12 protein-coding genes and 1 other annotated feature are annotated in these 13,276 nt (G+C 28.3%); of the genes, 1 reads left to right on the top strand and 11 read right to left on the bottom strand.

All coding sequences use genetic code 11. The features are described 5' to 3' along the window. Window positions 1-245: 245 nt before the first annotated feature. The 9 genes from GFJ41_RS05285 to GFJ41_RS05325 form a co-directional block, all read right to left on the bottom strand. Window positions 246-1,814 (bottom strand): ABC-F family ATP-binding cassette domain-containing protein, encoded by a 1,569-nt coding sequence (locus tag GFJ41_RS05285; RefSeq protein WP_170074787.1) that lies wholly within the window; start codon window positions 1,812-1,814, stop codon window positions 246-248. A gap of 162 nt (window positions 1,815-1,976) precedes the next feature. After that, the gene (locus GFJ41_RS05290) at window positions 1,977-2,252 is read right to left on the bottom strand and encodes a CD3324 family protein (RefSeq protein WP_021431021.1); all 276 of its coding nucleotides are present in this window, start codon (window positions 2,250-2,252) and stop codon (window positions 1,977-1,979) included. Between the two features lie 558 nt (window positions 2,253-2,810). Next, window positions 2,811-3,263 carry an S-ribosylhomocysteine lyase gene (locus tag GFJ41_RS05295; RefSeq protein ID WP_035116715.1) on the bottom strand — a complete coding sequence of 151 codons (453 nt, stop codon included), beginning with the start codon at window positions 3,261-3,263 and terminating at the stop codon, window positions 2,811-2,813. Between the two features lie 46 nt (window positions 3,264-3,309). Next, window positions 3,310-4,218 (bottom strand): PLP-dependent cysteine synthase family protein, encoded by a 909-nt coding sequence (locus tag GFJ41_RS05300; protein ID WP_035116717.1) that lies wholly within the window; start codon window positions 4,216-4,218, stop codon window positions 3,310-3,312. Next, entirely contained in the window at window positions 4,205-5,359 is a 1,155-nt protein-coding gene (locus GFJ41_RS05305; RefSeq protein WP_170074788.1) for a trans-sulfuration enzyme family protein, read from the bottom strand. Before GFJ41_RS05305 ends, GFJ41_RS05300 begins: the two co-directional genes overlap by 14 nt. Before the next feature lie 16 nt (window positions 5,360-5,375). After that, complete coding sequence (locus tag GFJ41_RS05310) at window positions 5,376-5,999, bottom strand: class I SAM-dependent methyltransferase (RefSeq protein WP_170074789.1); 624 nt, start codon at window positions 5,997-5,999, stop codon at window positions 5,376-5,378. Window positions 6,000-6,129: 130 nt separating this feature from the next. Continuing rightward, window positions 6,130-6,370, bottom strand: a binding site (T-box leader). Window positions 6,371-6,526: 156 nt separating this feature from the next. Continuing rightward, window positions 6,527-6,763, bottom strand: coding sequence for a BBE domain-containing protein (locus GFJ41_RS19815; protein WP_226890220.1), 237 nt, complete (start codon window positions 6,761-6,763; stop codon window positions 6,527-6,529). Window positions 6,764-6,995: 232 nt separating this feature from the next. Beyond that, window positions 6,996-7,232: a hypothetical protein gene (locus tag GFJ41_RS05320; RefSeq protein WP_170074791.1), complete on the bottom strand. Its 237-nt coding sequence runs from the start codon at window positions 7,230-7,232 to the stop codon at window positions 6,996-6,998. Between the two features lie 200 nt (window positions 7,233-7,432). Continuing rightward, window positions 7,433-9,418, bottom strand: coding sequence for an oxidoreductase (locus tag GFJ41_RS05325; RefSeq protein ID WP_170074792.1), 1,986 nt, complete (start codon window positions 9,416-9,418; stop codon window positions 7,433-7,435). Window positions 9,419-9,669: 251 nt separating this feature from the next. Between GFJ41_RS05325 and GFJ41_RS05330 the strand changes: the two genes are divergently transcribed. Further along, window positions 9,670-9,822, top strand: a complete 153-nt coding sequence (locus tag GFJ41_RS05330; RefSeq protein ID WP_156317183.1) for a hypothetical protein — start codon at window positions 9,670-9,672, stop codon at window positions 9,820-9,822. Between the two features lie 84 nt (window positions 9,823-9,906). Here GFJ41_RS05330 and GFJ41_RS05335 read toward each other — a convergent pair whose 3' ends face one another. Both GFJ41_RS05335 and GFJ41_RS05340 read right to left on the bottom strand, forming a co-directional pair. Next, complete coding sequence (locus GFJ41_RS05335; RefSeq protein ID WP_170074898.1) at window positions 9,907-10,587, bottom strand: ABC transporter ATP-binding protein; 681 nt, start codon at window positions 10,585-10,587, stop codon at window positions 9,907-9,909. Window positions 10,588-10,600: 13 nt separating this feature from the next. Further along, window positions 10,601-13,147 carry an ABC transporter permease gene (locus tag GFJ41_RS05340; RefSeq protein ID WP_170074793.1) on the bottom strand — a complete coding sequence of 849 codons (2,547 nt, stop codon included), beginning with the start codon at window positions 13,145-13,147 and terminating at the stop codon, window positions 10,601-10,603. Window positions 13,148-13,276 lie beyond the last annotated feature (129 nt).

Here is a 13,276-nt window from a genome sequence, read left to right on the forward strand (position 1 = left end):
CCAAATTATATCATATAGATTATTTTCATTCAAATTTCAAAATTGTTTCTTTTTAGATTGTCTTTTCAATTAGTAATTGAAATTACTCACATTAAAAGGAGATATTAGACTATATTTCTAATACCTCTTAATCAACTTTATAATATATATTCCTACAAATAAATCAGTATAAAATATATAGATTTGTTGCTATGATATAATCCACATGTAAATAAAAATGTATTGACTATTTAGCCAATACATCTTTATGTGGTCTCAATTGTGGAGTATATTTTTAAGTTTTCACAGTTTAATACATCGCTTACAATATCTTTATAAAAATCACGCTCATGACATACTAAAATCAAACTTCCTTTATACTCTTTTAATGCTCTTTTAAGTTCATTTTTTGCATCCATATCTAAATGATTTGTTGGTTCATCTAAAATTAATATGTTGCTTGACCTATTCATAAGTTTACATAGTCTAATCTTTGATTGCTCTCCTCCGCTTAGTATACTTATTTTACTATCTATATGCTCGTTAGTTAGCCCACATCTGGCTAGCATACTTCTAATTTCATATCTATTGCACTTATAAAATTCATTCCATATTTCTTCCAAAGCAGTATTGTCATTTTCTATTTTTATTTCTTGTTCAAAATATCCTATGTCTTGATGTTCTCCAATTTTTATATTTCCACTTATAGGTATATTAATTCCAATTAGACTTTTTAATAAGGTTGTCTTTCCTATTCCATTTGAACCAATTATAGCTATCTTTTGGCCTCTTTCCATTTTTATATTTATAGGCTTACTTAACGGCTTATCGTACCCTATAATTAAATCTTTTGTCTCAAATATAAGCTTTCCTGATTCCTTAGATTCCATAAATTTAAATTTTGGCTTTGGCTTATGTTTTGCTATTTCTATTCTATCAATTTTATCTAGTTTTTTTTGTCTAGACTTTGCCATGCCACTTGTTGATGCCCTTGATTTATTTTTTGCAATATATTTTTCAAGCTTAGAAATTTCCTCTTGCTGTCTATTGTAAGCGGCCCTTAATTGAAGTTTATTGGCTTCATATACCTTCATAAAACTTTTATAATTACCTACATATCTTGTTAGTGATTTATTTTCAAGATGACATATTATATTTACAACACTATTTAAAAAATCTAAATCATGAGATATTAATATAAATGCATTTTCATAAGATTGTAGATATTTTTTTAACCATTCTATATGCTTTTCATCTAAATAGTTTGTAGGTTCATCTAATAGTAATATATCTGGCTTCTCTAAAAGTAATTTTGCTAATAATACTTTCGTTCTTTGACCTCCACTTAATTTTGAAACATCTTTGTCTAAACCAATATCTCTAAGGCCTAAACCAAGTGCTACTGATTCTACTTTTGAATCTATACTATAAAATTCATTCTTAATTAAAATTTCTTGTAGATCATTAGTTTTTTCAATAGCTTTCGTAATTTCTCCCATATCCATTGAAGCCATTTGATTATATATATTATTAAGTTTACATTCCATATCAAATAGATTATGAAATGCTTCCTTTAAAGTATCTCTTATAGATTTTCCTTCTTTAAGATGATTGTGTTGGTCTAAATATCCAACATTTATTTTGCTACTCCAATGTATATTTCCACTATCAGGTATTATTTTATTGGTGATTATATTCATAAAAGTTGACTTACCTTCACCATTTGCTCCCACAAGTCCTACATGTTCTCCTTTTAATAATCTAAAATATATACCTTTAAATATATCTCTGTCTCCAAACCCATGGCTCATATTTTCAACTGTTAAAATACTCATTTTCATTCCTCGTTTCTTGCATTAATTTTCATATTAAAATCATAACATTTTAAAATATAGTAACCAAGTTTATAAATACTTCTGTAATAATATAGACTTTTTAAGTTATACAAATAGAAAGTGTCTCAAATAATTATAAATATCATTTGAGACACTTTCTATTTATATAATTTGTTTTTCTTGTCTAATAATTCTTCTAATACTATTTTCAGTAAGGTAGTATTGCTTAGTAAGTTCTTTAATAGATATACCTTCTTTATACTTGTTAAAAATCTCTATATTTCTTTTCTTTAAATCATTCTTACTTCCACTATTTTCTCCCCAAGATTTTTTATTACTAGACTTTCTAGGTATATATAAATATCCACCATCTATATATTCTTGAATTAATTCAATAACATCTTCAGGTAATATATTTTGTGCTTTTTCGTATTTCATGATTCTCGCTCCTATTTACTTTTTAGTTCGTAAATAATGAAGCAAAGACTGCACAAAACAACTTAGCCGAATTTAATTTCAGCTCCGAACAAAGTTTAGTTCTGTCTATGTATTACAGTCTTTGCGCGGAGCCAGGAACAATAACTAGTGCTGGTTTATTTTGCATAAAAACACCCCTTTATATTAATAATTTATATTTTTATATTATGCATAGAATACATCACATAAATTATATCATCTGTATTGGTAGTATTCAAATGTCAAAAATAATTCTGTATTAAATTTGACCATATAATACTTAATTTTTATATATAATTGTATACTCCATAAAGTTAGAATCTTCATTCTTTTGTTCTGAAATTATTTAAGATTTCTTTACTAGCTACTATAAAATCATCACCACTATCTATATTAACTGGTCTATCATGCCTGATATTATTCTAAATTTAAAACCATTTCTAATAGGGATCACATGTTTATAAGTGTGAATTAAGAGTATTTTTTACAATAATAAAAAGTAAAGAAGCGGCCAATATAAATATGGCCGATCCTTTATTATTAAATATAAAATTTATCACTTATATTTTTATCTAATACATCCCTAGCATGCTCTTTTGCTAAGTCTAGCGAATGTAATGATGCTGTTCCACATTGTATCTCATTTGCAGCTGGAATTTTCTCTTGTAATAGTACTTTTTCCAATGAATATTCCAGTGCCTTAATAACATCTTTAACATCTAAGTCTCCAAAGCTTATTAAATAAAATCCTGTTTTGCATCCCATTGGGGATATATCAATAATATCTTCAATTTTTTCTCTCATAAATCCAGCTAAAAAATGTTCTAGTGTATGAATTCCTTTATCTGATAAAATTTCTTTATTCGGTTGAACAAATCTTAAATCAAATTTAGATATTATATCACCATTTCCCCCTACTTTTACTCCTGCTTTTCTAACATAAGGTGCCTTAACTTTTGTATGATCTAATTCGAAACTTTCTACCTTAACCATTTAATTACTTCCTTTCTAAATATTTATTTTTAAAATATAATTGTATTTATAATAAATCTGTACTAAAGTATCTATCTCCTCTATCTGGTAATATAACTACCACATTTCCACTATCTATTTTTTCTATGAATTTCAATGTAGCAACAATAGCCGCTCCTGATGATGATCCAACTATAAGCCCTTCTTTTTGTGCTAATAACTTTGAAGCATTAAATGCTTCTTCATCATTTACCTTAATAATCTCATCAACTAAATTCATATCCATTGTTTTAGGAATAAAGTTGTTTCCTATCCCCTCTATTTTATAACATCCTTCTGTTCCTCCACCCATTGTAGATCCTATTGGATCTGCTAATATTCCTTTCACTCCATCTATATTTTCTTTTAGGTATTTTAATGCTCCGGAGAAAGTACCTCCACTTCCAGCTCCTGCTACTAGATAATCTACTTTACCATCTAAATCTTCATAAATTTCTTTTCCTGTTGTATCATAATGAGCTTGTGGATTTGATTCATTATCAAATTGATGCAGTGATATTGAATTTGGTATTTCTTTTATCAATGAATCAGCTTTGTTTATGGCACCTTCCATACCGTCCTCTTTTGGCGTATTAATTATAACCGCACCAAGAGATTTCATTAATTTTTGCTTTTCTATTGAAAATTTTTCTGGAACAACAAATATTATTTTATATCCTTTGTTTAAAGCAGCTAAAGCCACTCCAATACCAGTATTCCCAGCAGTCGCTTCTATAATAGTAAATCCAGGTTTAAGTATACCTTCTCTTTCAGCTTTTTCTATCATATATACTCCAACCCTATCCTTACAACTTCCTCCCGGATTAAATCCTTCAATTTTAGCAAAAACATTTATACCATTTTTGATACCTAAGTTATTTAATTTTAATAGAGGTGTACTTCCAATTAATTCTCTTATATCATTATAATAATTCATCTTTTTCACCTGCTTTTATAAGTGCTTGTTCTATATCCTTTAATATATCTTCCTTATCCTCTATACCTACTGAAAGTCTTATTAATTTTTCAGTTATTCCTATACGTTCTCTAAGTTCTTTTGGTAATGCAGCATGTGTCATCGATGCAGGATGACATATTAGTGATTCAACCCCTCCTAAGCTTTCTCCAAATATTATAAGTTTTAAATTATTTACAAACTTTTCATGGTCAATATCATCATTTAATACAAAAGATATTACTCCTCCAAATCCAGATGATTGTTTTTTTTGTATTTCATGTCCTTTATGTTTTTTTAATCCTGTGTAATAAACTTTTTTTATTTTTTTATTTTCTAGTAATTTATTTGCTATAAAGTTTGCATTTTTTTCATGCCTTTCCATTCTCACTGAAAGAGTTTTAATACCTCTTATTAATAAAAAACTATCAAAAGGTTGAAGTATTCCACCTGTTGCATTTTGAATAAAATGTAATCTTTCACCAAGTTCTTCATTATTTACAGCAACTAATCCTGCAATTAAATCACTATGTCCACCTAAATATTTTGTTGCTGAGTGAATTACAATGTCAGCTCCTAACGCTAATGGATTTTGAAAGTATGGGCTCATAAAAGTATTATCAACAATTGTTAATAGTCCCTTTTCCTTAGCTTTGTCTGCAACCATTTTAATATCTACTACATCTAATAGTGGATTTGTTGGCGTTTCAATATATATAGCTTTTACATTTTCATCAACTCTATCTTCAAAGTTTTCAAATTCATCTACTATTTCATAATTTATTCCAAAGTTAGCAAAGACTTTATCTAAAACTCTAAATGTACCACCATATAAATTATTAGTTATTAGTATCTTGTCTCCACTTTTAAATAAACTTAATATTGCAGTTATTGCAGCAAGCCCCGATGCAAATGCAAACCCTCTATTTCCACCTTCTATATCAGCAATTAACTTTTCAAGAGACTCTCTGGTTGGATTACCAGTTCTTGAATATTCATACCCACTATTTTCACCGAATCTATTTTGCTTGTATGTTGATGTTTGGTAAATTGGTATATTTACTGCTCCTGTATTTTCATCGATACTTATTCCTCCGTGTACTAACAATGAGTCCTTCTTCATATCTATCCCTCCTAAATTATTTTGTTCCTTTTGCTATAAAAATTCCCGGTTCAATAACTTCATTTTGTGAAGATTCCCCTCTAGCGATTAGTCCTGTCCTTTTAATCTCTATATTTGAAAATCCTGCTTCTTCGTACCAAGACTTTAATTGTTCGTGTCTAAATCCTAACCATACATCATACATTTCTTCAATTGCCCAAATTCCTAAATGTTCTTCAACATCTGTTATAACAATTTGACCACCTTTTTTTAATACCCTGTTCATTTCTTTGATTGCTATATCTGGATTTACAACATGATGCAGAGCCATATTCATAAATATAATATCCACAGAATTATCAAAAAGAGGCAAACTTTCTAAACTTCCTCTTATTGGATATATGTTGTTTAAATTTTTATCTTTTGATGATTTTTGTAATTCTCTAAGCATGTTCTTCGATGAATCTATAGGGAAAACTAATTTAGCCTCTTCTCCTATCCTTAAACTTATAAAACCTGTGCCCGCACCTAAATCTGCAACTACTTTTTCCTTTATGTCTACAGAATTAACTGCTATCTCCCTTAGTTCATCTTTAAAATAATCCACTCTAATTTTATTCCAATCTTTAGCAATAGAATTAAAGTAATCTATTGAATTCATAACAAAACCTCCTAATTAGTTTTTAATATAAAATTTTCTAGGCTCATTTTGCTGACATAGTCGCTCAAGTTTAAAGCAGATAGGAAACTATATAATTTCCTTACAATTAAAAAAACCCCGTCTCTAATATAATAGAGACGAGGTTTACTCGCGGTTCCACTCTAATTTAGATATAAAAAATATATCTACACTCGAAAATTCCAGCACTAACATGCCTAATCACTATAACGGGTGATCCCGGATAACTCTACTATTAATTCGAGCTTCTGCTCCAAAGTGCACTTCACATTCCTTCTAAATAGAAAACTCTCACCATCGTTTCCCTCTCTGTGATTTTCCAAAATGCTACTTTACTTTTTCAACGCATTTGTAATTTAATAATTTTGTTTTGATTTATATAAATCATAATATAACTTTTTTTATAAGTCAATCTTTTTTTATATTTATGTTAACATTGTATTCTAATTAAATTAAAATGTTACACCTTAATTAAAATATTCTTATATTTTTTGTTGTAAATATATCTGTTATTTAATACTTTGTTTAAAGTTAAATATTTTGCAAGAATCATATTTATATTTTACTTCTTCAAATCTATATTTATTTTCACCATAATACTCGTGCATATATTTTTTAATATAGTAATATGGAAAATTAATATATAATCCTTTCGTAATATAGTAAATATCATAAATATTATATTCTATCCAATTTTTATTGATCTCTTTATAACAATTGTCTTTAAATATTGTTTCAATGTACAATAATTATAGTATTGTTTAACAAATCTCGCATAACTTTCAAAATATTCATACTGAGGATATATAGAGCCAGTAAAAGTACAGACTGTAATAAAGAAATATAATCATATATTAATTTAAATCCTTTAATAAATATATTAAAATAATTTTTTTGCATAATTAGACTATAAATTGACTATTATATAAATCATAATAGAATCCTCATTTTTATAAAAATTCCTTATGATTCTCTTGATTAATTTACTAACTTCCAAAATCCTGTTTTAGGTGTTACAAATAATTCATTTCCATCAAACTCTTTATATTCAGTACATCCTCTTTTTAAAATTTTTTGTACTATAAAACTTGACTCAGCCATTCCCGAATGTATCAGCATTTTAGCTAATTTCCCAAATCTCATTTCTCCATTTTCTTCTAATATATCTACTATCTTAGCTTGTATTTCCTGTATTTGATGCTTAGTATACTCCATGATCTATCTCCTTTAATCTTATCTTTATATCTATATTAACAAAATACCTATACAAATTAAAGTTTAAAACTCTAATTTATTTCACTTACCTAACAATCTTTCTTACCTGCGTATCACTAATCTAAAATTTACTAGGAATTTATATAAGTATTGTAAAAACCACCCTGATGGCATTCAAGGTGGCAATAAAATTATACTTATTAAATATTTCTTGCTAATTCATAAGCATCCCAAATAGCATACATAATGTTATGAACTCCATTTGAATCACCTATATTATAAACTGGAATATTTAAATCTTTGATTCTTTCATATAAGCTATCATTAGGTAGGTATCCTACTGAAGCTATTATTGTGTCTACTGGTATTTCAAATATCTTATCTTCTTGTTTAACTTCCACACTTCTATCCTTAGTCATTGTAACACTCGTATTCGTGTAAATGTCAACATTATGGAATTTAAGAAGATCTATTAACATAAATTCATTCATATGAGGTATACTACCATGACCACCTAATATTTCTGGCATCATTTCTACTACTGATATTTTTTTACCTTGCTGAGCAAGCCAAAGAGCAGTTTCACAACCAACTAATCCACCACCAACTACTACTATATTCTCTCCACATGAAACTTTATTTAGAAGAACTTCTTCAGCAGTTACACTCTTCATAGAACCTTTAAAGTCTATTTTTCTTGCTGTAGAACCTGTTGCTACAACTATTATATCTACATCACATTGAGATAAACTATCCTCGTCTATAAAAGTATTATATCTCACATCTACATTTAGTAACTCTAGTTGTCTCTTATAATAATCTACTAGTTGATGATCATAACGTTTGAAATGAGGCATCCCTCCAGGTATTAAATTACCACCTAATTTATCTGTTTTTTCACAAAGAGTTACCTTATGCCCAGATATAGACGCTACACGAGCTACTTCAAGACCTGCAACTCCTCCACCGATAACTAGTATTTTCTTTTTAATAGTAGCTGGAACTATCCCATAAATACTTTCTCTACCACAAGTTGGGTTTACAGCACAGCTAACAGGACCTTTAGATAATCTTCCCATACAACCTTCATGACATCCAAGGCATGGCCTAACTTCATCTAGTCTTCCTGTTCTCATTTTTTCAACATACTCTGGATCTGCAAGTAATTGTCTACCATAACTTAATATATCGCAACTTTTCCCTATTTCTTTTACTGCCATTTCTGGATTTTCCATTCTACCTGCAAGTATTATTGGTACATCTACATGCTTTTTAAGAACTTCTCCAAACTCTCTATACACTCCTTCTTCAAAATACATAGGTGGATGATTCCAATACCAAGAGTCATATGTTCCAGCATCAACATTAAGAGCATCATATCCCGCTTCAACTAAAATTTTAGCTGCTTCTATACCCTCTTCAATATCTTTACCTTCTTCTACATAATCTTCTCCAGGTAGACCTCCTTGTCTCAATCCTTTCATACAGCTTTTTAAACTATATCTTAAACTTACTGGGAAGTCTTTGCCACAAGCTTTTTTTATTCCCTTAACTATTTCAGTTGATACTCTTAATCTGTTTTCTAAACTTCCACCAAATTCATCTTCTCTTTTGTTATAGAATGAAATGGCAAATTGATCTAATAAATATCCTTCATGAACTGCATGTATTTCTACACCATCAAAACCTGATCTTTTTGCTACTACTGCTGATTCTACAAATTTTTGTATTAAATTCAGGATCTCTTCTTTTGTCATTTCCCTATGTATTATGCTTGGATCAAATCTATTTTCCTGTTCTGATGGTGCTATATTTATTGATGTAAATCCAGGAAGCGCACTTCTTCCAAGACCTCCTGTAAGTTGTAAGAATATTTTAGCACCATATGCATGAATTCTGTCATTCATTGAATGAGTACTATGTATAAATGCAATAGGTGATTTAGTAGGACATGGCATTGTAATAGTTGGTATACCCTCGATACTATTATCAACAGAACATATCCCTGTTATTATAAGTCCTACTCCATGTTTCGCACGCTCTACATAATAATCTTGTATACGTTGATTAAATCCCCCAAATGAATCTGCATAACCTACTGGACCCATAGGAGCCATCGATGTTTTGTTCTTAATTTTTAACTTTCCTATATAAGCCGGTTTAAATATTTCTGGATAATAAGTCATTTAATAACCTCCTCGAATATTGATCTACTTGCATTACAATTTAGCAGAATATATTCTGCAAGATAAGTGTAGTCTCGTTATTAATAATAAGTCAACATATACTTAAAATAGCATTATACTTACTAAAAGAAAAAACTTTCGATAAAATACGATATATTTTAGAAGACAAAATCATTAATTTAATACAATATTTTTTATTAAATCGGATAATAATAAGAATGTATTAAAACTATTACTAGGAGGACAAATTAATGAAAAATAAACAACCAAAGTTTAATAGCCATAGTGATGTTAAAATGTCTTGCACTACAAAAAAAAGACTAGAAGGTACTTGCCCAGAATATAAAAATGGATGCCAATGCAAAGAAGAAAAAAATCAAAAATACACAAATCAATTTAAATAAATTTATAACATTATTATTAATTTATAGGGAGTCGTAAATACGACCCCCTCTCTTTCTGTTATTTTAGTATATACGCTTTAACTATTATCTAATTTTTTCTATACTTTTTACTTTTCCATCGCCTATAGTTACAACTATATCAGCCATTTTTGCTATTTTTTCATCATGAGTTATCATTACTAAAGTTTGATTAAATTCCTTTACACTCATGCAAAGCATGTCCATAACTTCTTTACTAGTTTTACTATCTAAGTTTCCAGTAGGTTCATCCGCAAATATTATAGAAGGTTTGTTCGCAAGTGCTCTAGCTATTGCTACTCTTTGTTGTTGGCCTCCCGAAAGTTCATTTGGAAATTTATTAATTTGACTTGAAATACCTAACTTTTTTATTAAGGTATTTATGTAATCTTTGTCTTCTTTCTTCCCATCTACAGATACAGGAAGAATTATGTTGTCATATACATTTACAACTGGTATTAAATTATAACTTTGAAATATAAATCCAAATTCTTCTCTTCTTATCTTTGATAATTTATCATCTGATAACTTAGATATATCAGCTCCATCTAATATAACTTCTCCACTTGTTATACTATCAAGACCAGCTATACAATTAAGTAAAGTACTTTTCCCACTCCCACTAGGCCCTATTATTGCTATAAATTTTCCTTTTTCAACAGATATGTTAATATTTTTTAATGCCTCTAATTTATTCTCACCTCTAACATAAGTCTTACTTAAATTTATTATATCTAATATACCCATCTCAACCTCACCTTTACTCTTCATTTCTAAGACCTTCTACTATACTTAATTTTGAAACTCTATTGTTTGCTAAATATCCAGCAACTACACATATAAGTATTGCCGCTACCCCAAACTGAAGTATTTCTACTGCAGGAATATTAAATTCATATGCTTGTTTAATTCCTAACCCTTTAGAAAAAGTTTCATTTGCTCTTTGCATGTTTTTATAAGTATCATAGCTAGAAAATATTCCCGCTATAATTGAACTCAAAATTCCATATATAATGCTTTCTTTTAGTATCATTTTCTTAATATTTTTCATACTCATTCCAATTGATCTTAGTGTTGAAATTTCTTTAACTCTAATCATTATGCTTGTAGTAACTATACAAACTATATTTATAGATGATATAACCATTGTAAGTACTACACTCACCAATACCTCTTTTTTAAGTTTTTCATTTCCTTCAGTAGACAGCTTTCTATTTTCATACTTACTTTCCATTTCCTTAAATCTATTTTCATTTATTATTTCTTTTACATTTGAAACTACCTCTTCTTCTTCTTTATCCTTTTGCAATTTTATATATATATTATTAAAACCTTTTTTACCTGTTGCCTGCTTAAAACTATTCTTATCTAATATAACTTGGAAATTTGAGTCTTTTCCGCCTTCAGCGTTTAAAACATAGTCAGGTTTTAATAATCCTACAACTTTAATTTTTTGATTAACATATTTTACTTCTTTACCATTAACTACGGGAATTCTAGCTTCAATAATATCTCCTACTTTTAATTTTTTTAATGTACTTGTATCAGTTGATATAGCTTCCCCTGAGTAAAAATAGTTAGATACTATTGCACTTTTTATATCACCGTCTTCCCTTAGGTTCTCTATGTTTCCATCCTCTAGGTATTTTTCTAGTTTTTTAAGAGTACTTTTATCATATCCTTTTATAGCTATTTCTATTTCTAAGTTTGATTCATCCTTATCTAGAGAATTATATTGTTTGTAATAGTCGCTTATATTTTCTTTATTTGAGTTTAAGTATCCTGTAACATTCATACTCCTAGTTAATTTACTAACTCCATCTATATCAGATATCTTACTTACCTCATCATCTGTGTATTCATTAAAATATTCACTTGAGTTGTTATAATTATGACTAAGTATTATGTCACTTTCTCCCATTTCTGAAATAATTGGGCTAAGACTATCTACATTCTTATCATATTGTCTAAATGCAACCATATTAGTTATAAACAAGAAACCTGTCATACTTATTGAAAATATTGATAAAATTGTTCTTGTTTTGTATCTCCATATATTTTTGTATGCCATATACCCTGTAATTCCAAATACTTTTCTTATAAACTTATGATAAAATTTATCTTTTTTTACTGACTTTGAACTATTAGTACTTCTAATAGCTTCTATTGGGGATATCTTTCCACACTTATAAATAATAAAAATACTAGATATAGCTACTGAGATGACTGCCATACTTAAAGGCTCTATTATACTTCCTTTACTTATATAAACACCTATAGGTTCATTGTGTATACTTCTAAGACCTACATACGATGCTAGTGTTCCAAGTAAAAAGCCTACCGCTAGTCCAATAATTAACACTAAAAAACTTTGAATACATATCATGCACCTTACATTTTTTTTAGTCATACCTATTGATCTTAACATCCCTATTTGTCTCGTCATATCTATTAAGATAATATTAAATATGTTGTATATGACTAGTGTCGCTGCAACCATAGGAATCAACTTATTAGTAAGCTTAATATTTTCACCTCTACACATCTCATAATTTTGTATAGCTTCATTTAGTTGCACATTTATCATGAAATTTTCGTCATCTAATTTATATTTGGCTATTACTTTATCTGCCATATCTATACTAGTGATAAATTTAAGTACCCCTGAATGATTTATTAGTTTTTTAGGTAAAATACTTTGGTTTTCTGTGTATTTAGTAAAAGCTTTGACTTTATAGTATAAATTTTCATCATAAAATCCATCTGGCTTTTTCAGTATTCCAACTAACTTAAATGACTTCTCTCTACTATAAATCTGATTTTGATTATTTTCATCTATATAATTTTTAATAATATTAAAATCAATACTTTGCCCTAACTCATAGCTTAATCCCATCTCTTTAAGCGCTTTCTCTTCTACTATTATTTCATTTTCATTTTTAGGTTCATTACCTTTTATAAGCTTATAACCATAAGAATCTATAAACCCGCTACTATAAGAGTTTAAACTTATAGATACTCCTTTATTACTTACTGCATTACCTAGGTTTATAACATCATTGATAACTTTTATATTCTTATCATTTTTTAATTGATTTACAGTTTCTAAATTAATATTGCTGTACTCTACATGATAATCACTAAATTTTTTATACGCTTCTTTTATATCATGTTTATTCTTAGATTCTGGAACTACATTAAATGCAAATACTAATATAACAGCTAATGCAATACTAGTTATTAATGATAAAGTTCTTCCCTTTTGCTTTTTTAAGTATGCTATAGCTAATATAAAACTTACTCTCATCATTTCCCTCCCGTTTTTCATATGTAATTGTTTCTAGGGCACATAAAAAAATGTTACCTTCTTTATCATCAAAGGTAACATTTCTAAAATTCGTATTCAATATAAGTCCGACAAGTGGTATTTTTTTAC

Origin of the sequence: Paraclostridium dentum (assembly GCF_012922555.1) — a bacterium.
Taxonomy (GTDB): Bacteria; Bacillota; Clostridia; order Peptostreptococcales; family Peptostreptococcaceae; genus Paraclostridium; species Paraclostridium dentum.